Genomic DNA, 26401 nt, shown 5'->3' with positions numbered 1-26401 from the left:
CCTATCAACTGGGTGGCACTCTTTTAGTATCATTTTTTATTTTTCATATATTACCATTCCTACCCTATCTATATGCTCTTTAAGCTCTTTATGATTTAAATGAGAATAGTCAACTATATCAAAAAAATATGGCATAGGACTTTCCTCTTCAAGCATTGCATGGAGTTTCGATAAAATATCAAAGTTTATTTTTTCCCCGTAAATAGCAATATCAACATCGGATGCTGCTTTATAATTCCCTTTTGCCCTTGAACCAAATATTACTGCCTTCTCTATATCTTTAAATCTTTTCATTGCATCCCTTATATATTCAATATCCGAATCCCTCAATCCAAAATTCATTCCAATTCCTCCAATTTAGAACATAACTCCTTTATAAGAGGATAATAATTATTACGAATAAGCTCTTCTACTTCCTTTACAATCTCTTCATTATAAGTATGAGACATTAAATTCCTTTTTTCCAATGCATCAATCCATGTATGTCCATCTTCAACTAATTGTATTTGAAATGCAGTCTGTATTGTTGTTCTTGGACTTTTAACATCAAATCCTTCCATTTCAAGATAATCCTTCATAGTCTTCCATGCCAATTCAAAAGTATATTCAAAGCACTGTATAAGCCCTTGAACTTCAAACTTATTAAGCTCTCCCTTTTCTATAAACTCTGTAAGCTGAGCAACTGCTTTTTTATAATTTGAAAACCTCTGTTTCCAACGAACATCTCTATTCATAACGTCACCTCTTATACGATTTTTAAATCGACCAAAAACAAATCCTTGCTTTTTAAATTAATACATTATTAAGTATACCATATTTATGCAATTTTAATAATATAGCTAATAGAGTTATTGAGATTTAGAATTAAAATTACAATAGACATTTTATTCTTTAATGAACATGATAAAATGCCACACAATTGATAGCGACAACCCTATTCACGAGTTTGTCACTTGTCAACTGGGTGGCACTCTTTTAGTTTGTACATCCATAATCAATTAAAACCATCCTATTGTTTAAAATCCCCCAGGAACTTGTTGAAACTATATCCTCAAACAAAAGGTTGAATTTATTTGATAGTCTTATTAAATCTTCATAGGAATTTCTATCGCTTCTTACTTTCGAAATATCTATATAGGGCTCTCTTATATAATAAGATAGTGGTATTGCCCGAGGCATTGCAATCATTCCCCTTTTATACCATACAATAGGGCAAAGGTAGTCTTTCAATATTTTGTTTGTGTGGGTATAAACATAATATTCAACTTTACACTGATAATCCCCGTCTAAATCCTTTGCAACCTTTACCACATAATCATTATTTACAGCAAAAACAGCCCTGCTTATTCCTTCCCCTAAATATGGAAAACTTCTTTGTATTTCATACAATTCCATATCATAAATCCTGTTAAAAAGTTTACTCATAGAGCCCATATTACCACCCCTTACTTTTTTGTATGCATTTAAACCCTTTAATGTGAATTAAAAGTAAAATTTATAAAAATATAATTCGTTATTCACAAGTATTAATGACTTATTTAATTAAATACTATTTGTTAAATGCAAAAGATTAAATAAAATTTTAAAAGCTCAACTCTATTAAGAGATGAGCTTTTTATCTTTTGAAAATATTAATTAACCGAGTTCTACAACTATATCGTGAAGCTTATCACCATCTAATGCTTCTATAACCTTTCTTTCTATTACCGCTTTATTTTCATATATACTGCATTCTACTTTGTTTCCATCTATGCTTAAAGACAATATTTTATATTCTCCATAGTTTAATTTATTTCTATTAACATATTTAACCTTAATACTTCTTTGGGCAAATAGAGCCGTAGCAGAAGTTTTACCTTCACTGTCAAACTGCTTATCTATTAATTTAGGTTCTATTACTAAATCTCCAAAATAACCTTTAACTCCAAATACTTCATTAAGCACTGTTAATAGCATCCAGCTTGCTGAACCTGTAAGATAGTGATACATACCCCTTCCCTTTTCGTTTATATATTCTGGAATTCCAGGGTATATTCTACTCTTTTCAAAATTTATACAATGTGAATATATGGAATTAATTACCTCATATCCCGCTTCTACATAACCTCTCTTGTAAAGGGCATTTCCATACATTACTGCCATATGGCTGAACATCGCACCATTTTCCTTGTGTCCAAAGGCAAAACCAAAAAGTCTTCCCAAATCCTTTTTAACTTCATGATAGTTAGTATTAAGTCTATATCCTCCTACCTTATCATCCTTTAAATATTTATTTGCAGATTCTATAATTTTTTCAATTTGCTCTTCTGTAGCAGCACCACCCATTGTAGTAAATACTTGACTTGTTAAATTCATTCTTGTACCATTTGCATGGTCTCCTTCTACTCTATTTCCTGAATTATCATAATAGCCATTAAACCACTCATAACCTTCAGAGTTTTTAATCCATTCATTATTTCTAATATGATTGATTATCCATTTCCCTTTTATTTCTAAATCCTTTATCAGTTCATCAATTGATACCTTAACTTTTCTTCCTGATATTTTATTCTTACAGCTTTTAAAATATGTCTTTAATAAGTTAACTTTTTCTTCTACTGAATCATAATTTATAGGTACATTTAAAGAATCGAGTAGTATCGTCATTTCTTCGGCTAAATCTATTTCTTCAATGGAATATCTTCCCTTTAATTCTTTTAATATTTTTGCAAACTCAATTAAATTGCTTCCATATAAAGCAGTAAATGCAACGCTCTCTCCCTTTTCAGGCGCCATATCAAGTCCATCATTCCAATCTGCGCCTTCAAGTCTAATATTATTATGCGTTCCCACATTAAAGAAGGGTGTAAGATGTTGAATTAAAATATGCTCTAAAATAGTTCCTTTATAAATTACTCCATCAAAAGTTTTTAATTTGTTACCTTCTTCAATTGTCCAAGTGTCATCAAAATCAGTACATCTGCTTGAAAGTCTATCCTTGAAATATTCCTGTTCTTCTAATAAGAAGCTTAAATCTCCACTTAAATCTAAATATAATTTTGTAGTAAGGAAAGGCCATGCACCATGGTCCATCCATATTCTTGCTATATTATTTCTATCTGCAATAAATTCACCAGGTTTTGAACCAATTATTGTAGCATTACTCCCATCTATTCTCACACCAGCGTAATTATTATAAAGAAGCTTTCTAACCTCATCTGGTTCCATTATTAAAAGTGCAAGGCAATCCTGCCACAAATCTCTCCATCCTCTTCCCCCTCTGCCATAATCGTGGTGAGGTAGGAATGAACATCCATATATTCTTCTTAAAATTGGCTGCAGGTTAATCCACTTCATCCACCTATCAAACTTTTCATCACCAGTATTAAATTCTGGCCTGCTTAATTTGTTATTCCAATATTTTTTACACTCATCTAAAGCCCTATCAATCTTTTCAAGGTTTCCATATTTACTTATAAGAACTTCATTTTCTGTTTCATCGCCTTCTTCATTTATTGCCATCATAATAATAAATGTCTTAGTTTCACCCGCTGAAAGTTCTACATCTTTAAATCTTATTGCACCTATAGCTTCATAACCTTCAAACATATCCAAAGACTTAGAATATGGCTCTTTATTGCAGAATACTGCTTCAGGACATTCAAAACTTCCGCCTTCGCCAATAAATTCTTCAACTTCTGGGAAAAATCCAATAGGTTTGTCCCCATTATCTTCAACGCCAAGTATTGAATAAATTACATCATTTGTCTTATGACCTCTTTCATCAAATGAAAGTGCAGGTTTTACTACTACACCATTATCAGTTGTTTTAATTCTATGAAGCAGTGAAGTAACATGTCTATGGTCTCTTAAATTATCTGCTGAACGTCCATATATAGGAATTGCAGCAGTTGGAGCTATTGTTTTAGTATCCTCCCCTGTGTTTGTAATACTAACCTTCATTAATTCAACCTTATGATTGTCAGCAGGTGCAAAGTTCAAAATCTCTGCCTTTATTCCTAAATCATTATTCTCCCTCGTTACCTTATGCCATAAAAAACCTGCTTCTAATTTAACACTTTCAGGAGAATTTTCTTGAAAGGTATACCCTAACTGCATTGGTGAGTTGCCACTAACAGACCATGGTTCAAATCCTTTAATGTTAATCCAAAAATTTCTTGAGCTTCTCGTATTGTGTAAATCCTCCGCTGATACAGGAAGCAAAAGAAAAGTATTCTGGCCGGACTTAATATCTCCATTTAATGTAGGGGTAATTGATGACATAATACCAGCTTCATTTGCAATAGGGAAATATAAATAACTGCTTTTTTCAGGATTTTCAAGCTCAAAATCCCCATTTTCATTAACAAATCCCCATGATTTAAATTTATTCATAATATGGGCCTCCTACTTTATAATTTTACATGTACAAAATGCATTATTGCATATAGATATCTATCTTGCTTACTTTTCCTTCTCTCACTTTGATTGCATATTCTTCTTCAATTACATTTCCTGATATCTCTACCTTACTTCCATCCAACAGGTAAAGAACTATCCTTTGATTTGAAGAATCTATTTCATAGGTATTTTTTCTATAAGTATTGTAGTAAGTAACCCTGCATCTTCCTAAGAAATTAAAGCTAAGTTTGTTTTCTTCATCAAATAGCCATTCTATCAGAGCTGGATTAAAGCTTAAAGTTAGCCTCCCCTCTGTCATTTTAAATGGATTTTTACCTACAAACATAAGTCTCCATATACTTAAAAATTCTGCAGTAGCACCGCTTAATCTTGCAACAAATCCAGTTCCATGTATTGATTCATCAACATTAGCACTGCTTGCAATAAAGGATGAATTTTCAAGTGGGCTTCTGCCGTATACGCCTATATCCATAAATGGAATTAAAACATTTTTAAAGTCGCTATAAAACTCGTCATAAAGGCCGCTCTTTAATATTTCAAGCATATATTTATATTCCATATGAATCCATATCGATTCATTTTCAAGCCAGCCTGGTGTGAAGGCTCTTGCTCTACCAATCTCTATTGTCTCATTATTAAGTGATGCGTTTACCTTATACATCTTTAGCTTTCTATCAAACAAATCACTTTCTTTTACTTTATCGTAAACACTGCTTAAAAGCTCTTTATCATTATAGATTTTAAACCCTCTAACTACCCCCTCTAAAAACAGCGGCATCTTATGCTGCTTAAACTTAAGCACTCTAACATACACTTGCTCATCTTCATCATCTTTATCTTCACTGTTACTTTCAATAACTTCATATTCCTGAACATCATAGTAGAAGTATGTTGGCATAATGCCTCCATTTTCTTCTTTGGCTTTTTCTAATCCTGTCTGGAGCTTATTTTTTAGCTCTAAAATTTTATTAGCAAGCAGCTCTGCCTTTACTAAAACTTCTTTTCCTTCAAAACCAAATTTAACTTCTTCTCTGTATTTTTCACGTAAATCAGACATCTGTGACCAGAGATTGTAATCTATATCTTCTTGTGACTTGTAATAAGCTCTCAAAAGCTCTACTTCCTTTTCAATCAAATCAAAAACTTCAACTGGCAATTTGATTTCTTCCTCATAATATTCCTTTAATACATCGATTATGAAATTAGATAGTCTAACAAGCTCGTAGGCATCTGCCACTGAAGAGCCAAATAATCCCGGTAAACCATTTAATGCATCATACCAGCCTGGTTTTCCTGCCTCCATCTCTATTCCCATACCACAAGGATCTATTGTTGCAAATTTTATGCAAGCAAGATTTACCAATTTTACAATAAGGTTTGTTTTGTATATTTCACCAAAACCCTTGCCTTCCCTCATTAAATTTTTATATGTTTTTCTATTTTTTATAAGCTTCTTCTTTTCTTCATCTTCAATGAGAGAATTGTACTGCCTAACTTTACCGTTTGATAATACATATCTTTTTTCCCTTGGAAGAACAACTTCGCTGTTGTCAAAATATGTGTAGTCATACTCATTAAATAATAAATCTCTCTTCTTATCAGGATAAACCTCTAAATAGTTTTCAATTAAGTCTAAATTGTATGTCCAGTGATCAGTCCAGAAGCCTTCTCCATGAACTGCATAAACCTCTTCCTCAACATTCTCCATAATCTTTTTTAGTAGTTCCTCTTCTGAAACCTTAAGCTTTATATTCTTTTGTTCTATAAAAGTAAACAGGTTGCCAATTGTAAAGGAGTTGGTTAAAAATTTCTTTAAAATATTTCCTTCTTCAGCCAATTCATCAACAAAATTTAAATCATCTTTATTTACTCTATATTTAACCCCATTAATTACAAGAGGATTATATCCATCTGCTTGAATTAAATTCATAAAGGTCTTTATGTTGTAGCTTTTTACCTCTGGTCTAAAGAAAACATCATTTCTTCTATTTTGGTTTACATCTCTATAGTTTCCATTTCCACTTGAATAGTATTCCGGCTGAAGTGAAAAATCGTTGTAGTCTCTTTCTAAATCTCCATGCTTTCTTGAATACACGTAATAGACAAAGGTTTTATCCCCTTTATTGAAAACAACAGGATAACCTCCTCTTAATATATTGTCTAAATAACTTTGCCTGCAGTATTCATCAAATAACTTTGAAGATGTATTTGTATTTATGTCATCTGTTATTTTCTCTATAATTTCGTTTCCCTGTAAATATTTTTCGTTTATATATACTTCGCTGCTAAATTTATCTATATAGCTCTTTAAAACTGAAACCTCTATCGTATGTCCAATAACTTCATAAATATCTATAGTTTCACTATCATCTAATTCAACACTTGCTGCTGAAAAACTACAGGGCACTTTATTTGAAGTTATTTGTTTTCTACTCAATATATCTTCAATAGAATTATTTGCAAATATATCTGGAAAGCTAAAAGATGTATTCATACCAAAAACTAAATTAGCATCGACTATTGGCTTTATTAACTTCTTATATCCCTTTACATCTTTAAATGATAAATAAAAATTGCCCTCTTTAAATTCACTTACATTTACACTATCTTTTGACGATGATCTCATTCTAAAAATTGGTGTTCCCTCTTCGTAATCGTATACTTCCATCCACGCTTTAAGTGTATTCCCTACCTTCTTTAATCCCTCATCACTTATACCATAAGGAAGTAGTGCTGGCATACCATCTAAAATTTCAAGGTTCAATTTCTTGCTTGATATATTTTTAATTGTAACTTTTCTAACAAGTGCAGCTATCTTCTCCTGTGGCAGCATATAATAAAGCACATTTACTTTAATACCCTTTTCATTATTAACCTCTTCTATTTCTAACTCATTCATTCCAACATACATTTTTTGATATATTTTTGAATTATTTCTAATGTTTAAAAAGGGTTCATATATATCTTTACTATCGACAAACTTTATAAAGGTTCTAAATCCTGTACTTTGAACATTTTGGTAGCATTTATAAGCTGGGAAAAATTCCATTATTGGATTATCCTTGTTTTTTGTACCAAAGGCTGATATGCATTGCCCTCTATTTACATAAAAAATCCACATTGGAATTCCCTTTTTACCTGCTATTCCAGGTAAAAAGCTTGAAAATGGCTTTGCATTATTAAAATTTTCTATAACAAATCTGTTTTTTTTATCAAAATAACAGCTGTTCATATTTATCCTCCATAATAAAATTGATTCTTATGTTGATTTATATTTTAATTAAAATCATTATTTGCATTATAGTTACATATTACTTTTTATTTAAGCAATTATTTTCCAAAAAGTTTTTATAGCTTCTTAAATTTCATTTTTCGAAATCGATTTCGATAAGAAGAAAAAATTACATTTATTTTATAGGTTTGCAGGAATCTCTAACGACTAATTCTACTGGAATAATCATCGATGTTCTGCAAATCTTTTTATCAATTTCATTTATTAAAATATCTGCTGCATTTTTTCCTATTAAATCTGTATTCTGTTTAATAGTTGTAAGCCTTGGGGTTACGTATTTACATATATCCAAATCATCATATCCAATAATTGATATATCTTCAGGTACTCTTAATCCCTTTTCCTTTATAGCACTAATTGCTCCAACGGCCATAAAGTCACCTGCTGTAAATACAGCAGTCGGCAAATCTTCCAATTCCAAAAGCTTTTTCATAGCATTATAACCACCGTCAAAGGAGAAATAACCACCATCAACTAAGTATTCATCTATTTTTGGTAAGTTAAATTTTTTCAGAGAATTTATGAATTCATTTAATCTTACATTACCCGCAAACGTATCTTTACTTCCATATATATGAGCTATTTTCCTATGGCCTAATGAGTAAAGGTACTCGACTGCTAAATAACATCCTCTAACATCATCTGAGTGAATACTGCTTTTTCTGTTACATTCATTGTCTATTAATACACATGGAAAATCGCTATTAATAAGTTCTATTATTTGCTCATTATTAGGATGTGAGGTAATTATTATAACTCCATCTATACCTCTTATAATACAGTGATCTAAATAAGTTGTTCTATTGCCTCCTAAATCTTTTGAGATAAACAGCAGATCATAACCTCTTGATTCTACATTTTCCTTAAAGCTCTCAATAATTGCATTAAAATATGGGTGTTTCATCCCTATATTAAGCTTTTCGTCAAATAGTATTCCTATAGTCCAAGACTTTTTTGTAATTAAGATTCTCGCATGGGAATTTGGAATATATCCCATCTCACTTGCCTTTTTTAAGATTATTTGTTTAGTTTTTTCGCTTACATCAGAATAATCGTTTAAAGCCTTTGAAACTGTTGTAGGTGAAAAACCTGTAGCTTTAGATATATCATAGATTGTTGTCAATACTTACACCTCTTTTTTAAAACTTCGAAACCCATTTCGTGCTTCATTTTAATTATATCGATGGTAAACTTTACAGTCAATATACTATTTAATTTAAAAAATTTATAATAGTAAAGCCAATCCATAAGTTTGTCACTTGTCAACTGGGTGGCACTATTTTAGGTGAATCCTTTTTCTAATGTCCTCTATAGCCAAATCAAATTTTTTAGATTTCATATGAGGGTATGCCTTTATAAGATATATTTGTCTCTGGCTTATTCTTGCTATAAGCCTTTCCTTTACATCAGAAAGATATCCTATCCTTCCTTCAATTTTCTCCCTTACTTCAAGGGCTAAATTCTCTTTAAGCTCCTCCATACTGGATTTTGTTTCAAGGAGTATTTCCTGAAGCTCTTTAAATAATACTTTAAAAGCAATTAGGCTGTTTACAGTAAGCACTATATCAACAATCAGCCCAGCAAAAAGGAAACTATATAAAACTTCTCCAAAATTTTTCATAATCCAAAATATAATCCTTGAAACAGGAGGATTTATGAATTTCATAAAAACTACTGAGAGAAATCCCCATATTATTGAAAATCTAAGACATATAAATCCTTTTATGTTGAATTTCTCATTGCTGTAATCCCACCATTTTGAATTGAATAAAACTTCCATAAGATAACCAGTTACAAGCTCAATTATAGATGCAACAAGAGCTCCTCCAAAAAATATAAGTACATAATTATTATTAAACCGGCTTAAAAATACAATAAAAAACACAGCCGAAACCCCGTATATAGGGCAAATAGGACCATATAAGAATCCTCTGTTTATAAATTTCTTTTGAGTATAAATATGAAATATTACCTCAAGAACCCATCCAAAAAAAGCGTAAAAAATAAAGGAATAAAAAAGATAATAATAAGTATTCATATGAACCTCCCCATGAAGTATCTTAAATATTTTAACTAAATACTAAAATATACTATAGATGTACTTTTATCAATATTTAATTCAATACTTTTTTATACTTTAAATATAAATCCCATAAAAAAGACTTTGATAATTTATACCAAAGTCTTGAAATCCTCAGCTAATGTAATTTGTCAGCTTAGTATTCAAGGTAAATTATAACAATTAGCTGCTATATAAAAAGAGCTGTTCTTATCTATATTTTATAAGTGAACTGCCCCAACTTATAGAAGGATTAGACAGCTTTAGTCATTAATTAGTTTAAATGCCTGCTGTAAATCATAAATTATATCATCTATATCTTCAAGCCCTGCTGAAATCCTTATTAAATCCTTTGAAAATCCAAAATCTAAAAGTTTCTCCTCAGGATAACCTCTGTGGGTTATAAGCGAAGGTATTTCGATTAAGCTCTCGCAGTCTCCAAGGCTTACTGCTATTTTAATGAGCTTTAGAGAATTTACAAATTTCTTAGCTCTGTCAAGCCCGCCTTCAATTTCAAAGCTTACCATTCCCGAAAAGCCCTTCATCTGCTTTTTAGCAATAATGTGCCCTTCAAAATCTTCAAGGCCCGGATAGTAAACTTTTTTAACGTATTTATGCTCTCTTAAAAATTTTGCTATTTCAATTGCGTTTTTCTCATGCTCCCTCATCCTGACTCCAAGAGTCTTAAGTCCTCTTATTAGAAGCCAGGCGTTAAAGGGGCTTAATGCTCCTCCAAACTCACACATATAATCAAACTTTAAGCGGTTTATGTAGTCGATATCCTTTGAAACTGCAACACCTGCAACTACGTCTCCATGCCCGCAAATGTATTTTGTTGCACTGTGAACCACTACATCAGCACCTAAAGTTAAAGGACGCTGAAAATAGGGAGATGCAAAGGTATTATCAACAACAACCTTTATATTTTTACCCCTTACAGCATCGCATACTTCTTTAATGTCTATTATTTCAAGGTTAGGATTGCAGGGAGTTTCAAAATAAACAACCTTTACGCTCTCATCTATAGAATTTTTTAATTCATCAATATTTCTCATATCAACGGTTTTGCATTTAATTCCATACTTTGGAAGAAGAGTGTTTGCAACGCTAAATGTTGAACCATATAATGTTCTGTGGACTATAACGCTGTCATTAGGCTTTAAAAGAGAAAAAAGAACGCTGCTTATTGCCGCCATGCCTGATGAGAAAGCAACAGCCCCTTCTCCTTCCTCTAAAGCTGCCATTTTATTTTCAAAAAGCCTTAGGGTTGGATTGTTTCCCCTTGTGTAAACATAATCGCTGCTTTTAAAGCTCATAACATCCTCTGCATGCTCTAAACTATCAAAGGTAAAGGTTGATGTTTGAAATATAGGCGGATTTAAAGCGTTGTCAGGATTACTCTTTGAGCCTTCGTGTATAGCTTTTGTATCAAAACCATAGTCTTTATATTTTTCCATTTTTCCCTCCATCAATCTTCATTAATTTTTCTTTATCTTACACAATAAATAGGCATGCAAAACTATTTAAGTTCTTTCCTTCTTTTATTTAAAGAATACAATATTTTATAATATAAGATTCTACTTACCAATTAACATTAGAAAGTTTTTCATCTTTGACCGTATTTATTAAGATAAAAATCTCTCATAGCATCGATGTCCCCTTGAGAAAGCTCAACAACTCCACCTAAAATATTTGCAAATATTGCTGCCTTTGCAGACTTTTCAACAACTGCAGCAGCCTTCAGCGCCTCCTTTAAATCCTTTGCAGCGGCAACGCATCCGTGGTTTGCCAAAATCGCAGCATTTCTTCCCTCAAGAGCCGCAACTGCTGCCTCTCCAAGTTCCTTCGTGCCAGGTAATGCATAGGAACTTACCCTTACATCCCCTCCAACTATCTGCACTAAATCCTCCGCTGCAGCAGGAATGGGCTTTCTTGCAATTGCAAAGGCTGTGCAGTACTCACTATGGGTATGAACAACAGAATTTACATCCTCCCTAACAGCATATATACTGCTGTGAAGATTATACTCAATTGATGGCTTTTTATTTCCATCGATTATATTCCCATTAAAATCCATCAAAACAATATCATGGGGCTCAATTATATTATAATCAACGCCGCTTGGAGTTATAGCAAAGCCTTTATTATCAGGAAGCCTTACGCTTATATTCCCCCAAGTACCAACAACAAGATTTGATTTTAACATATTCTTTCCTGCTTCAACTATTTGAATCCTTATATCTTCATATTTTATAGCCATATTATCCTCCTATAATCTTATTCTGCTGTCTTTGCATTTGCAGTTATTTTGATTAAGCTCACCTTTAAAAACATTAATAAAAGCCTTTGTTACAGCTTCCTTGTTTTTATTCATTGCCCCTTCGATGTCATGAAGTTCTATATCACCGCCTATACCAGTACAAAAGTTAGTTATAATTCCAACAGCACTGTAGCACATTCCAAGCTCCTTTGATAGTACAACCTCTGGAACGTTTGTCATTCCCACAACATCAGCCCCAAGGCTTTTGTACATTCTAATTTCAGAGGCTGTTTCAAATCTCGGCCCTTCAGTACAGCAGTAGACTGCCTCTCCCTTTATATCGATTGAAAGCTTTTTAGCCTCATCATAGAATTTTGATATTAAATTCCTGCAGTAGGGCTCGCTCATATCAGTATGTACAACCCCTGTTTCTCCTCCTTCATAAAACGTATTAGGTCTTGATTTTGTAAAATCTATAAAATCTTTAATTACAACAACATCCCCGACAGAATAGTTTTCATTGCATGAGCCTACCGCTGCCGTTGCATACACATATTTTACCCCAAGCTGCTCTAAAGCTTTCATGTTTGCTCTGTAATTTATAAGATGCGGGGGATTTGAATGCCCCTTACCGTGCCTTGCAAGGAAAACTATCTTTTCACCATCAACATTTACTATATCAACATAAGCTTTGCCGTAAATCGTATCAACTTCCATAGAAGTGCTGTTTCCTATATCATATACACCAGTTCCGCCAATAATCGCCTTATCCATACTTTACCTCCTTAAACTTTGCTTTAAATATTTTGCCTTATTAACCTTGCCACTATTCTTTCATATAATAAGTGACTAATAAATAGCCGCAACAATTATATGAAAAAGTTTGTTACTTTTAAATTTATTAGTAAACAGGAGGGACGGTTACTTATTATATTAATTACCAATAATTTTTTATGCATGTCCCCCTAATTTTGCAGATATTGTGTATGAAATAAGTAACCGTCCCTGTGCTTGCCTGTGCTTGTACTTTTTTCCTTTTTTGTAAAGTAACTTTTTCATACTAACCGTCCCTATGCATGTCTACTTTTATACAAAAATTATAGGCAGCTAAAAGCCACCGCCTATAATTTAAGCTTTAATATGTTTTCTCTAAAGGGTTTTGTTATTATTCCCTTTTCAGTAATTATCCCCGTTATATTCTCATTAGGCGTTACATCAAAGGCAGGATTGTAAACATCTATACCTTCTGGGGCAATTCTTATGCCTTCTATATGTGTAACTTCCCTGCTGTCCCTCTCTTCTATTACTATTTCCTTTCCCGATTCTATATTAAAATCTATTGTTGATGTGGGTGCTGCTATATAAAAAGGAACGTTGTATACCTTTGCTATAACTGATAGCATAAAGGTTCCTATCTTGTTTGCTGTATCTCCATTTAATGCTATTCTGTCAGCTCCGACTATAATAACATCAACCTTACCATCCCTTATAAGGGTTGCAGCAGCATTGTCAGGTATAAGCTTTGCAGGTATTTTCTCCTTAACAAGCTCAAAGGCAGTAAGCCTTGCTCCCTGAAGGCGCGGCCTTGTTTCATCGGCATATACGAATATATTTTTCCCGCTATAATGCGCCTCCCTTATAACACCAAGAGCTGTTCCATAGGCTGATGTTGCAAGGGCACCTGTGTTGCAGTGGGTAAGTATTCTTGCATTTTGTGGTATTATATTGTTCCCATGCTCAGCAATTTTTTTATTTATATTCTCATCTTCCTTTGCTATTTTATCAGCTTCATCCTTTATAGCATCACATATTTTATCAATACTATCTTCCTTAAGAGTATTTATTAAATCCCTCATTCTGTTTATCGCCCACATTAGATTAACAGCAGTCGGCCTTGATACATATAAAATATCGCAGGCTCTTAAAACTTCCTTTAAAAACTCTTCCTTTGTAAGATTTTTATATTCTAATGCCGCAAGGTATACCCCATAGGCAGCAGTAACTCCAATCGCCGGGGCACCTCTTACAACCATGTCCTTTATAGCAAAGTCAACTTCTCTATAGTTTTTGCACTCGAAAATCTCAAAACTTAAGGGAAGCTTTCTCTGATCTATTAATTTTAAAACTCCATCTTTAAATTCTATAGTATTAAACTGTGCCATTTTAACCTCCTATTTTATAGCTATCCTATCAGCCTATTTATACATCTTTCAACATTATAATAGAGCTTTTCAACATCCACGGTCTTTATTTCATAGTTTTCCATTACTATATTGCCGTTTATAATAACTGTTTCAACATCACTGCCCTGCGCAGTGTATGCCATAGAAGATACTACATCATGTATTGGGTAAAAATGCGGCTTATTCATATCAACTATTATAATATCTGCCTTTTTATCCACTTCAATTGAGCCTAAATCTTTATCCATACAAAGAGCCTTTGCACCATTTATAGTTGCCATTTTTAAAGCCTCAATTGCTGGAACAACCGTCGGATTTCCCGTTACACCTTTATTTAATATTGCAGCTAAATTAATTTCCTCAAACATATTTACATTGTTGTTGCTTGAGGATCCATCGGTTCCAAGGGCAACGTTAACCCCTTTTTCAAGGAGCTTTACAACCGGTGCAAAGCCGTTTCCAAGCTTCAAATTGCTGCCTGGGTTATATACAACGCTTACATTCTTTTCTTTTAATATATCTATATCCTCATCAGATAGATGCACACAATGAGCAGCAGTTACTGGAACATCAAAAATCCCAATATCATATACATGCTTTATGGGAGACTTCCCATATTTTTCATAGTTCTCTTCAACTTCTCTTTTACTTTCTGAAAGGTGAATATGTACTGAAAGACTCATTTCCTTTACAAAATCAGCTACCCTTTTTAAATATTCAGGGCTGCATGTATATGGAGCATGGGGGCCTGCCATAATAGTTATCCTTCCATCACCCTTCCCCTGCCAGTCGCTATAAAATCTTTTTGTTATATCAAACCTGCTGTCATCATCAGCTCTACTGCCTATCATTCCCCAAGCAAGTCTTGCTCTGATACCCGACTCTAATGCTGCCTTTGCAGTATCATCCATAAAAAAGTACATATCGGAAAAGCAGGTAACACCAGACTTTATGGATTCTACAATGCTAAGCATAGTGCCGTAATATACATCTTCCCCTGTCAGCTTATCCTCAATAGGCCATATCTTTTGAGTAAGCCACTCATGAAGAGGAAGGTCGTCGGCATAATTTCTAAAAAGGGACATTGCCATATGAGTATGAGCATTTATAAGTCCTGGTAAAACTGCCTTTTTGCTGCCATCTATTATTTTATCCGCCTTAAAATCAGAAGGCACATCATTAACATATTTTATCCTGTCATTTTCAATAGCCAAATCAGCATTTTCAAAGATTTCTTCCTTTTCATTCATAGTGATTATATAGGCATTTTTAATTAATATATTCATTTTGTACACCCCTTTTTATCTAATTTTTCAAATCCTTAATTCCTTATAACTTAAAAACTAACCTTTATGGCACAAAACAACATATCACAAATTAAATTATCCTTTTAATTTATGATTCACTTTATATTATAGTCGTAAAGTCTTATAAATATCAATTATCTATTAGCTATTCCAATAGAGTTTTCTATCTTTGCCTCATCTATTGAATACATCCTTAAAAAAACTAAGCCCAATAAAATAAAAATTGCTGCAACTATACCGCAAAGCCTTATTCCAAGAGGTCTATCTATACTATATCCAAAGGTTTTAAATAAAAAAGGAGTTATAAAGGATGAAAGTCCTATAACTATTTTAATAATAAGCCCTTGGGCACCGAAAAACATTCCCTCTCTTCTTTTTCCAGTATTTTCAGCATCCACCTGAGCTATGTCTGCAATCATAGCATTTGGAACTACAAATATAACCGAAAGTGGAATACCAGAAAGAACTACGATAACAAAGGAAACATTATATGAAAACAAACTCCCAAAGAAAGAAGTTAAAAACATAATAATTGAAAGAAAAATAGAGCTTAAAATCATAACCTTCTTTTTTCCGTACTTTAAAACAATTTTAGGAAGGAAGGGCATAAAAACAGCAGCCAATACAAAGGCACCTGCTATCATAAATCCAGAGTTTTCCGCCTTAGTTTTTAGAAGTACCTCAGTTATATAGGGCATTGTTATGGTTAGGGTATTTATTCCAAACCATACTGTTATATATGAAATAAGGTAGTATGCGAAATTTTTATTAGTGATTGTCTGCCTGACAGATTCTATCATTCCTATATCCGGGACTTCCTGCATATCTTTAATGTTCTCTTTAACAAATATAGGAGTTAAAATAACTGATAAAAGAGCAATAATTCCAAGTACAATACCCATTACTTTAAAATTATACATATTTATTATTATTCCAGAGCCCACTTCAGCAATCATTACACCGATTATTTGTGTAATTCCCTGCATAGTCGTCAGCGTTATTCTTTCACTATTATTAGATGATATTTCACTTATAAGGGCAAGGTAAGGAGCTGTAACTATTGTAAAAAATATAAAAAACAAACTTAAAACTACTGTAAGATAAATAAAATTAGCAATAGATTCCCCTAAAACAGGAGGAAACCAAAGTGCAATAAAGCTTAGTGATAAAGGAACAGCTCCATATAGTATAAAGGGTATTCGCCTTCCTCTTTTGCTTTTGCATTTATCTGAATAGTATGCAACAAGAGGGTCTGATACACCATCAAAAATCCTCGCTATTATCATAGAAAAACCAATCACCCCAACGGGTATCAACGTTCTTAGGTTTGAACTGTTTACTTTAGGAGGGGTATAAAAGTATTGATACCATTTTACCGTGGTTTGAGTGAAAATAGATATTCCAAGATATCCAAGGGAATACATAATCATAACAAACCTTTTACTTTTCATTTTTTTCACTTCCTTTATAGGTTTTTAAATAATAATCCCTCTCAAAGTTTTCATTTACATCGCCGTAATATTCTGCCTCTAATCTTTGTGCTTTCAATCTTTTAATATCTATGCAGCCAATTATGAGACTATCACCTTCATAATTTTTAGAAATATTAACTATTCCATCCCCCTTTTCAGTTAAGGGGGCAGGCGCAAAAATTCCCGATTTTCCTGTAAATTTAATACCCGCTATGTTCCCATTTAACGAGGATTTCAATCCATAAACATAAGACTCCTGAACCCTCGGCCATATTCCTCTAAGGGCTCTGTAAAAATTATATTCTTCATTATTTGCAATAGGCAGAGCAACAATATCGCACCCAAGATTTCTTGCAATCTTAAAAGTCTCAAAATAAGTTGCATCCATGCATATAGGGCACGCTATCCTTCCAATATCAGTATCAAAATAGTTTAGTTTATCTCCCCTCGATAGGTTCATATCCTCTTCAAAATCAGTTAAATGAAGTTTCTTCTGTCTTCCTAATATTTTCCCATCTCTTGATATTAAACTTCCGCAGTTGTAAAGTTTACCCTCTTCCCTTAAAAGGTAAGTGCCAGTGTATATATAGATATCGTATTTTGCTGATAGGGAGCACATTATATGCTCAAGAGCACTTTGAATAGGAAAAGATATTGCATACAAAATATTAAAAATAGTTTTATCTTCTCCCTTTGAGGGGGACAGTTCTTTGTTTTCTGCTGTTTTCTCTAAATTAGGATGATACATCTCTTTATCAAAGGTCTGAGCTTCACACTTTGAATTTTCATTTGTCGTGTTTTTACTAAATAGGGTTCTTATCTTGTCACTAAAGGGAATTATTCCATAAAGGTCAAGAAAATTATACTCAGGGAAAACTATAAAATCGCATCCTGCTTCCTTAGCTTCCTTAACGAATCTATGTAAAATATCTATATATTCCTCAACTGACTTAACCTTTTTAATGCTTCTTTGTACACAGGCAACAGCTGCAATATCCTTTTTTTTATCTATTTTCTTATAGTAATTTATTTTAATAAGATGCTTGTCTATTTTTTTTCCGCTCAACTTTATTTTAAAAAACATCTCTAAAAAATTACCGATTCCTGCCTCCATTTAGCCACCTCCCACAGCGATTTCAAATCATTTTAACATATCCTCATAAAGCTTTATATTTAGCTTTGATAATACATCAAACTTTTTTATTGCATTTTTCCTTTTTTCATTATCTAAATTTGCAACGATTAAGTTACAATCGTTATTTCTTTCAATTTCTAATATTCCGTTTTCCCTCTCTGTCATCTCAAGGGGAGCATGAATTATAGAAAGGCTGTTAAAATTCATATTTTTATAACTTCCTTTAAATCCGCTTTCAACCCCAAAGAAAAGATTTTGCTGTACATTTTCCCAAAGGGGGCTTATATTAAAGCAATATTTCTGTTCTCTTATAGCTGCAGGCGATAAAACTAAATCCGCCCCTGACATTGCAATATATCTTGAAACTTGGGGATAAAATAAATCCGTTGAAATAAGAAGGGATGTCTTAAAGCCATGTATATTAACAAATGCAGCATCCTCTCCCCTGCTAAATCCTTCATCCTTTTCCCATTTCGATAGGTATATCTGCCTTTGCCTTAGCAGTATCCTTCCGTTTTGAATTATACAGGAGGAATGATATTTTTTCCCATTTAAAGTTTCGAAATAACTTCCTGGGCATATTATTAAACTTTTAAAATCTATTGATAATCTAAGAATACTTTCAACATATTCCCTGTCACTTTTAAAAAAGCATCCTAAAAGTCCTGGAAATACAATAACCTCAACCTGCTCATACAAAGCTTTTACAAGAAGCATAAGAATTTTATTTAAAACATCATCCTTATCCATACTGCTGTTAAAATCATCTTTTCTGCTTACAACCGCTCCAATTCTCAAAACTTCTCCTCCTTATCAGCATTTTTAATAAGCGCCTCATAAAGAGCCATAGCTAAATATCCGCTTCCTGTTGCAAAACCCACTCCTGTTTTAGCCTCTGTGCTGTCTTTATCAAAGCTCTCACTTAAAAGCCCATAGTCCATTACTGCTAATTTTACATATTCAATTGCTTTATCTTTTCTTATAGGATTTAATATGCTTCCACAAAGTCCAAGCCCCGATGGAGTGTTAGGATGATGGTCGCAGGCAAGCTCTTTTATCCTTGCATCTTTAAAATAATATCTATACCTTTCAGAATAATAATATTCAATAGTGTTTTTAAATATTTCATCCCTATAATCTATAAATCCATAGTAAGGCAAAAGCCCAAGATTTCCCGGAGGATCATTATAAAGCTTAAAATTTCCCATTTTGTCACAAGACCATACAAATATATCTTTCCCATCAATATTTTTAACAAGGTGCTTATAAATTCCTATTCTTATTCCCTCTGCCTTTTCCTTTAATAATTCAGCTTTCTCCTCTTGCCCTATTTTTTCATATATTCTGCTAAGATTAATAAATCCTCTCTGCAATATAACATTATCTATAGTTACAAAGGGATACTCGCTCGGATCATCTGAAGGAAGAAGAAATGTTTTATAAAGCATAGTACTTTCATCATACTCTCTCTCTATTCTTTTAAGTACGAACTCTAAGGATTTTAAAATCTCTCTGTCATATTCCTCTAAATCCTCAACTGATATAAAGTAACTTGCTGCCTCATCAAGTTCAAAACCGGGATAAAGTACAGTCCCATCAATATAGTGGGCATGATCCCCTGCATTTTTAGAATGAACAATAATTATATCCCTTAAAAGCCTTTTATAAAGCTCTATATCAACAAGCTTTAAAGCAGGGAAGGACCATAAAAAGCTGTCTCTTTCCCAAAAAGCACCTGAAACATAATATCTATGGCTTCTTGAAGTTAGAGATATATACTTGTCGCTTTCCATATCCTTTCCAACTGCAAAAAAGTAATTAAAAAATAAATTTTCATTTAATATTCTCTCAATAGTTAAATCCCTACGATATTCAATTTTCTTTCTGCACAGCCATTCTTTAAGTTCTAAATAAATGTTTTCAAATCCTTTCCTTTTAAAATGTATAAGAGTTGTTGAAGCGCCATCAACATCTGAATTCATAGTTATATAGAAAGCATTTTTATTTTTGCATTTTAAATTTAAAATAAGCCTGTCCTCATAATATTCATAGTTAAAATCTCTATCCCCTCCAAATGCCATGGCAAAACTTAATGAATTTGAGCTTATATTAACCGCAGGATTATTAAGCCACTTGTCTATTATAAATTCCTTTTTAAAGTCAATATTATGGGAGTTAAACCTTAATAATCTTAATTTTTTTAAATTGCAAATAAGTTTTATATAAATTTCCTTGTAACTTTCAAACTCATACACAAAACCTTTTTCGCAAAGGTCTGCATATATCCTTATTATTACATTTATATCCTCTTCAAGATGAACATCAAAGCATGATATATAATAATTTTCTTTAAAGCATTCAATTTTTTCTATATTAATCTTCTTTTCTTTAACATAAAATTCCGGTTTAAAAACATATTCATCATCATAAATCTCAGTCAGTGCTTTATTAAAAAGAGAAACAATATTAACGCTCTTTATTGAAGCGTCACAAACATTAATCTCAGGTATGCTTATATAGTGATTCCCTGCATATAAAACCCTTTCGTTTCTATCAATTTCCTTTGGAGTTGTAAGTATTTTTTTCATCTAATCCCTCCTTTATTTCTATTATTTTCTATAACAATAATAAATTTCCTGCATGTTAAACTATTTTTAACATTATATTATTTTTAAAAGGGACGGTTAGTGTGAAAATGTTTTCTCAATCTCCGGTGTTAGGGAGAGTTCCGAAAGCGGAGAGGAAACTTTTTCACACTAATTTTTATTGGGGGTTTTACCTGCCACCTTATAATTGCAAATTCGTTAAATATTATAAATAGTAAGTAACCGTCCCTCAGCTTGTTTACAATAGATACTTTACTTGCTAATCTAAATGAATTTATCAACCTTTCTCTTATATCCATATAATCTCTTAGCGATTATATTGGAATACCGATATATTTCAAGAGCCTTATTATTTCGCTAACCCTTCTCTCATCAATCTTCATTTCCCTCATTATTCTTATCTGTGTTGTTACATGATGCTTGATTACTATACCTATATACTGCTTAGAAGTGTAATCAGAAACGTTTTTATAATATTCAATAAGTCTATATGTGATTTTTTCAATGTCGGGGAGTCTTTTTTTCATCACCTCAATATTTACGCTCTGATCAGCTCTTCCTAAATTATATTGATAAAGCTCTATGTCTTGATAGCTTATTGTATTCACATAGGGAATAGGGGCAGTAATATATTCCTCATCCACATAAAAAGTTTTCTCTAAGCATTTTAGATTAGATTTTAAAAGCACCTCAGTTTTGTAGGTTATGGAATGCATATGAAAATATCCTGTAAAGTTGTCTGGATTTAAGAATTTTAGAATTGACTTTAACTGAATTGAATTTTGACTTTCAAAGCTTTCAAATTCCCTTTTGTAGCTTACCATTTCCCTTTTTCCATCGATAAAACACCTGCAGTAATTTGTAATAATCATATCATCGCTGCAGTTTAAAAGGTAGGTAAGATGATTTATTAAAGATGATTGGTTAACACTGTCATCAGCATCAACAACTTTAAAGAATTTACCCTTTGCAAAGCTTATACCTGTATTTATTGCAGAGCCATGTCCTCCGTTTTCCTTTGATATAACTCTAAAAACATCAGGGTATTTGTCCTGATATTTTAAAGCAACGCTTAAAGTATTATCCGTTGAACCATCGTTAACAATGATAATATCAAGAAACTTCATAATTTCATCCTTTATTATAAAACTGCTAAGACACCTGTTTAAATAATTTTCCATATTATATGCTGGCACTACTACCGTTAATAGTTTTTCCTTAGAATTAATTTTACTATCTATATAATTTTCAAGGATTTCACCCCTTTCATTCCATGTATTTTTATCAGCCTCTTCATATAATTTATTCTTAATATCAGCATTATCCTTAATGTTTAATGCATAATCAATCTTATTTATAAAATCATTATAATTTTCTCCTATAAGGCACAGACTGTTATTTTTGCATTCAGGGATATTTGTTGAAACAACAACTTTCTTCTGAGCCAGATACTCATAAAGCTTTACAGGAGACACAGATAAAGTTACATCATAAATTTTAAAAGGTATAATACAAACATCAAAATACTTTGAATAATATTTAAGCTTTGCATAATCTTTGCATCCTAAATAATAGATATTTTTAAAACTTAATATATTACTTCTTTTAAAAGAGCTGTCATACTCCTGCCCAATTAAAACAATATTATAATTTCTTGAGGCAGAAAGTTTTTTTATAAGCTCATAATCTATCCATTTAGAAAGAGCACCATAATAACCTATAACAGGCTTATTTTGATTCAATATGCCTCTTATATCAGGCGGTACATAATTTTCATATTCTATAGTCCAATCTTCTAACCTTACACCATTTTTTAAGAGCAAATAATCACCTTTTCTAAAGGGAAGTATTTTTTCCTTAAGTCTGTCACAGGAAACAACAACTATATTAGATGGATCTTCCAATATCCTTTTATGCCTCTCCAAAACATAACCTGGAATGTTAGGTATTATATCGCTGCTTATTTCATCTATATACTCATAAAGTATAATTCCTCCAAGGCTTTTTATATACTCTATATCTTTAATTGTATTCCCAAAATCCGTTCCTATAAGATGGTAAATAACAGGAGATTTAGTATTTGTGAATATCATTTTTATTATATTATTGCGGTTTACTCTGTCGTTAAAATTTACAAGATACAAAAAATCCTTCTGTTTTAAAATAGTTTTCACTCTGTCCCCTAAATGTGAAGGATTTGCAGCATAAAATATCAAATCCCCTCTTTTTAAGTGTTCTTCAACCAAATGGTGGGTTCTTTGCTTCATAGGCGTGTTCCATCCTAAATTCAAAGTGGAATAAATATATACGTTTTTGTATTTCCCTTCTTTAAGATCAGCTAATGCTCTGTTTAAATCACTGTCCATCACTATCCATCCTTTCTTAAAATTCGTCATATTATATTATTTTTCTTATATATTTTATGAAGTTGCTTTAAAGTTTGTTAAGTTTTATTGGATGAATATTACATTCTCCAGTGTTAGATATCGGATGAATCAGGTAAAAAATACCATGCAATTAACAAGTAAAAAACTTTTTCATTTCTTCGTTGTGGCTATTTTTTAGTCATGATTTGTTAGTGTGAATATGTGAAATAAATTTCCTATAGGCAAAAAAATTCATAGAAATCTATTGCATTAATTTAAAGTATAAAGCCTTTTTTCCTGTTTTTCTGCTAAGAATACCTCGATATGAATTTGGCACAGTTTTTGTATATATAAATATTAAACGCAATAATTAAATAATTTTTATGGAGGGGGAATAAAAATGTCTAATGAGTCAAAGAAATTGGAATTCTATGGTGGTGAATGGGTTTCTTTTCTTCCATTTATCGTATTCATCGTGTTAATCGTTTTAACAACCTTTGTTTTTGGTTCTATTTCTGATGGTGCTCTTTGGGTGCCAGCCTTTATGGCTTTAGTCGTAGCCTTCTTCTTTGCAAAGGACAAGCGTCTTTATGCCGATACAATAATTAGCGGTATGGCAAGCAAAGAAGCAATAATCCCCGTTGTATGCTGGATTTTTGCCGGAGTATTTTCAAGAATACTTAGAGCATCAGGTTTAGCATCAGGGATAGCAGGTCTTGCAGCTTCAATGGGTATAAACGGTACATTTTTCATAGTTATATCCTTTATAGCCTCTGCTTTATTTGCAACAGCCTCCGGTACAGGATTTGGTACCATAGCTGCAGGAATGGGAGTTCTTTATCCTGCAGGTGTTGCCCTTGGCGCGCATCCAGGTCTTCTTGCCGGTGCAATAGTATCAGGAGGTGCCTTTGGCGATAACTTAGCTCCAGTATCAGATACAACAATATGCTCTGCAACATCACAAGGCGTTGATGTTCCTGGTGTTGTACGCTCACGTTTTAAATATGCAGCTGCAGCAGGAATTATAACTATAATAGGTATAATAATAATCGGCATGGGCTACTCTGGACAAGTTGGAACAGCTCAAGCTATAACCTATAATTCAAAAACTTTATTTATGCTTATTCCTGTAGCAATAACAGTCTATATTGCAATAAAAACTGGAGATATAATAATTGCTACTACTATAGGTTCAGTTCTTGCAGCAGTTACAGCAGTAGCAGCAGGATTAATAGACTTTATACAAATAGACCCAAGCGCTGAAGTTGCAAAGGACGCTCTATTAAAAGTAACAGGTGCCGGTCTTGACAGAACTGTCGGCGGTGTTATCTACAATGGTATCAACAGCATGATGCAGGTTTGTATGCTCGCAATTCTTCTATTTGGTTCTATTGCTATAATGAGAGCAGGCCATGGCGATATAAAACTTCTAAATGCTCTTGAAAAGGTTGCAAAGGGACCAGTTGGTGCTGAAATTGTTATTTCAGCAATGATAATAGTGCTCTCTGCCCTCATGGGACTTAATGCCCCAGCTATACTTGCAGTAGGTGCATCCTTCGCTAAGCCTCTTTCACAAAAATATGGCATAAGCCCATATAGAACAGCAAACCTTCTTGATGCAACCTCCTGCACACTGGTTTACTCGCTTCCATGGACACCGGCTGTTATATACACTATAGGCTTTGCAAAGGACAGCGTACATCCTCTCTCAGCACTTGATGTTACTCCTTACGTAATATATGCCTATGCTATGATGGTCGTAATGCTTATAAGCATAATCCTTGGAATTGGTAGACACGATAATATGGAAAAAAACAAAAATAAAAAAGCTGCTCAATTATAATAAAAAAATCTCCTCTTACTAAAAAGTAAGAGGAGATTTTTTATCTAATCTATTGCAACTTTTAATTCTTTTAGCGCTTCAATAACTTCTTCCTTCGCTAACTTTGTATCCTCTGCTAAAAACTTTACATCTTCCATAGTTACTTCTGTTAGCTTTTTATTTTCTACTGCATTTTTAATATAGCTGTGGCGAAGCCTGTTCATATCAAAATCCTTTGCAGTTATTTGTCCAATATTTTCTGGTATAACAACGTTTTTACCAGGAATATTCTCTATTGAATTTCCTCTTCTTACTTCTATACCATTTTGTTTTGCAAAGGTAAGCTGAGGCATTGGATGTTTTCCAGCACCAGTATATTCTGTCTCCTGCACAACAATAATCTTATCCTCATCCATTTCCTTTGCTAAGGCTATTGCTGCTGCAAGAGAAGTATTTCCTGCAGGACCTCTTTCAATTCCTTCAAGCTGAGCAAGCATTTCTGTAACATAAAATACATCGCCCTGAGTTACAGTCACATATCTGTCCATATATCTTAAAACCCTTGCTGCGTTTCTTGGAACATCTGACCTGTCTGGCCATGTTGCAAAGGGAACTCCAAATCCAGTATGTCCTGTCGTAAATGACTTTCTATTAAAATCCCTGTCAGAAGCCATATGAAGTCCCGTTAAATCAACTGATGCTCCTATAACCTTTGTATCTTCAGCTCCTGCTTTAATAAGTCCCCTCGCTGTTCCTGTAAGGTTTCCTCCTCCTGCATGGGTAGCTATAACAACATCAGGATATCTTCCTTCCATATCCTTCATTTGATTTGCTACTTCGTATCCTAAAGTTTCAACTCCAGCAATGCCAAAGGGAGTATAAAGTGATGCATTAAAATATCCTGTCTCCTCTAAAAGTCTTAAAAACATATAGAAAAGCTCTGGCCCAACAGTAAGCTGTACAACCTCTGCACCAAAGGCTTCACATTTTCTCGCCTTTTCTAATATTTCAGGCTGCCCTATTTTCCTTGAATCGAATACTTCCTGAACTATAATACACTTTAAGCCTCTTTGAGCCGCCTGTGATGCAACAGCCGCGCCATAATTTCCGCTGGTTGCTGCTATTACTCCCTTATAGCCCATCTTCTTTGCATGATAAACGGATATTGAAGCTCTTCTTGCCTTAAAAGAACCCGAAGCGTTTGCGGCCTCATCCTTTATAAATATCCTTGCTCCTTTGCCCTTTTGTGCATATTTCTTTATCAGCTTGTTTATATTTTTCAATTCAAATAAAGAGGTGTTGCCAACCTTAGTTTCATACTGTATTTTTTGCATTTCTGGAATAGAATAGGCAACTTTCTCCATCATTCCTTCATAATCAAAGGATAATTTCCCATATTCAAATACGCTGTAATCTAAACCAACAGCCTTTTTCATTATTTCATTTTTTCTTCCCATTACTGCTTGATAAGATAAATCTATCACTTAAATCACCTCTT

The 26401-nt window shown here is 32.9% G+C and carries 19 protein-coding genes; 1 reads left to right on the top strand and 18 read right to left on the bottom strand.

Annotation, left to right across the window (positions count from 1 at the left end; all coding sequences use genetic code 11):
• Window positions 1–36 precede the first annotated feature (36 nt).
• The 17 genes from B5D15_RS01555 to B5D15_RS01475 form a co-directional block, all read right to left on the bottom strand.
• The gene (locus B5D15_RS01555) at window positions 37–342 is read right to left on the bottom strand and encodes a nucleotidyltransferase domain-containing protein (RefSeq protein ID WP_078695348.1); all 306 of its coding nucleotides are present in this window, start codon (window positions 340–342) and stop codon (window positions 37–39) included.
• A complete protein-coding gene (locus B5D15_RS01550) occupies window positions 339–734 on the bottom strand; it encodes a nucleotidyltransferase substrate binding protein (RefSeq protein WP_078695347.1) in 396 nt (131 codons plus the stop codon). The genes B5D15_RS01555 and B5D15_RS01550 overlap by 4 nt, the downstream gene beginning before the upstream one ends.
• 241 nt (window positions 735–975) lie before the next feature.
• Window positions 976–1425, bottom strand: coding sequence for a hypothetical protein (locus tag B5D15_RS01545; protein ID WP_143287164.1), 450 nt, complete (start codon window positions 1423–1425; stop codon window positions 976–978).
• A 210-nt stretch (window positions 1426–1635) separates the two neighbouring features.
• Entirely contained in the window at window positions 1636–4374 is a 2739-nt protein-coding gene (locus B5D15_RS01540; RefSeq protein ID WP_078695345.1) for a GH36-type glycosyl hydrolase domain-containing protein, read from the bottom strand.
• Window positions 4375–4417: 43 nt separating this feature from the next.
• Window positions 4418–7633 (bottom strand): cellobiose phosphorylase, encoded by a 3216-nt coding sequence (locus B5D15_RS01535; RefSeq protein ID WP_078695344.1) that lies wholly within the window; start codon window positions 7631–7633, stop codon window positions 4418–4420.
• A gap of 175 nt (window positions 7634–7808) precedes the next feature.
• Window positions 7809–8816: a LacI family DNA-binding transcriptional regulator gene (locus B5D15_RS01530; protein WP_078695343.1), complete on the bottom strand. Its 1008-nt coding sequence runs from the start codon at window positions 8814–8816 to the stop codon at window positions 7809–7811.
• A 153-nt stretch (window positions 8817–8969) separates the two neighbouring features.
• Window positions 8970–9731 carry a putative ABC transporter permease gene (locus tag B5D15_RS01525; RefSeq protein WP_078695342.1) on the bottom strand — a complete coding sequence of 254 codons (762 nt, stop codon included), beginning with the start codon at window positions 9729–9731 and terminating at the stop codon, window positions 8970–8972.
• A gap of 284 nt (window positions 9732–10015) precedes the next feature.
• Window positions 10016–11209: a trans-sulfuration enzyme family protein gene (locus tag B5D15_RS01520; RefSeq protein ID WP_078695341.1), complete on the bottom strand. Its 1194-nt coding sequence runs from the start codon at window positions 11207–11209 to the stop codon at window positions 10016–10018.
• 149 nt (window positions 11210–11358) lie between these two features.
• Entirely contained in the window at window positions 11359–12012 is a 654-nt protein-coding gene (locus B5D15_RS01515) for a class II aldolase/adducin family protein (RefSeq protein ID WP_078695340.1), read from the bottom strand.
• Window positions 12013–12021: 9 nt separating this feature from the next.
• A complete protein-coding gene (locus B5D15_RS01510; protein ID WP_078695339.1) occupies window positions 12022–12786 on the bottom strand; it encodes an MTAP family purine nucleoside phosphorylase in 765 nt (254 codons plus the stop codon).
• Window positions 12787–13133: 347 nt separating this feature from the next.
• Entirely contained in the window at window positions 13134–14174 is a 1041-nt protein-coding gene (gene mtnA / locus B5D15_RS01505; protein ID WP_078695338.1) for an S-methyl-5-thioribose-1-phosphate isomerase, read from the bottom strand.
• A gap of 20 nt (window positions 14175–14194) precedes the next feature.
• Window positions 14195–15481, bottom strand: a complete 1287-nt coding sequence (locus tag B5D15_RS01500) for an amidohydrolase (RefSeq protein ID WP_078695337.1) — start codon at window positions 15479–15481, stop codon at window positions 14195–14197.
• Window positions 15482–15636: 155 nt separating this feature from the next.
• Window positions 15637–16953: an MFS transporter gene (locus B5D15_RS01495; RefSeq protein ID WP_078695336.1), complete on the bottom strand. Its 1317-nt coding sequence runs from the start codon at window positions 16951–16953 to the stop codon at window positions 15637–15639.
• The gene (locus B5D15_RS01490; protein WP_207651437.1) at window positions 16943–18088 is read right to left on the bottom strand and encodes a nitrilase-related carbon-nitrogen hydrolase; all 1146 of its coding nucleotides are present in this window, start codon (window positions 18086–18088) and stop codon (window positions 16943–16945) included. The genes B5D15_RS01495 and B5D15_RS01490 overlap by 11 nt, the downstream gene beginning before the upstream one ends.
• 27 nt (window positions 18089–18115) lie before the next feature.
• On the bottom strand, window positions 18116–18907 hold the full coding sequence (locus B5D15_RS01485; RefSeq protein WP_078695335.1) for a carbon-nitrogen hydrolase family protein: 792 nt from the start codon (window positions 18905–18907) through the stop codon (window positions 18116–18118).
• Complete coding sequence (locus tag B5D15_RS01480; protein ID WP_078695334.1) at window positions 18904–20697, bottom strand: glycoside hydrolase family 125 protein; 1794 nt, start codon at window positions 20695–20697, stop codon at window positions 18904–18906. Before B5D15_RS01480 ends, B5D15_RS01485 begins: the two co-directional genes overlap by 4 nt.
• Before the next feature lie 332 nt (window positions 20698–21029).
• Window positions 21030–23081, bottom strand: a complete 2052-nt coding sequence (locus tag B5D15_RS01475) for a glycosyltransferase (protein WP_179122149.1) — start codon at window positions 23079–23081, stop codon at window positions 21030–21032.
• A gap of 400 nt (window positions 23082–23481) precedes the next feature.
• Between B5D15_RS01475 and B5D15_RS01470 the strand changes: the two genes are divergently transcribed.
• On the top strand, window positions 23482–24924 hold the full coding sequence (locus B5D15_RS01470; RefSeq protein WP_078695332.1) for a Na+/H+ antiporter NhaC family protein: 1443 nt from the start codon (window positions 23482–23484) through the stop codon (window positions 24922–24924).
• 44 nt (window positions 24925–24968) lie between these two features.
• Here the strand turns inward: B5D15_RS01470 and ortB are convergent, their stop codons facing one another.
• On the bottom strand, window positions 24969–26387 hold the full coding sequence (ortB, locus tag B5D15_RS01465) for a 2-amino-4-oxopentanoate thiolase subunit OrtB (protein WP_278305437.1): 1419 nt from the start codon (window positions 26385–26387) through the stop codon (window positions 24969–24971).
• Window positions 26388–26401: the final 14 nt, after the last annotated feature.

Source organism: Caloramator quimbayensis (genome assembly GCF_900167605.1).
Classification (GTDB): domain Bacteria; phylum Bacillota; class Clostridia; order Clostridiales; family Caloramatoraceae; genus Caloramator_B; species Caloramator_B quimbayensis.
Note: the sequence above shows the minus strand (reverse complement) of the source record. Positions and strands in the feature narration are given on the sequence as shown.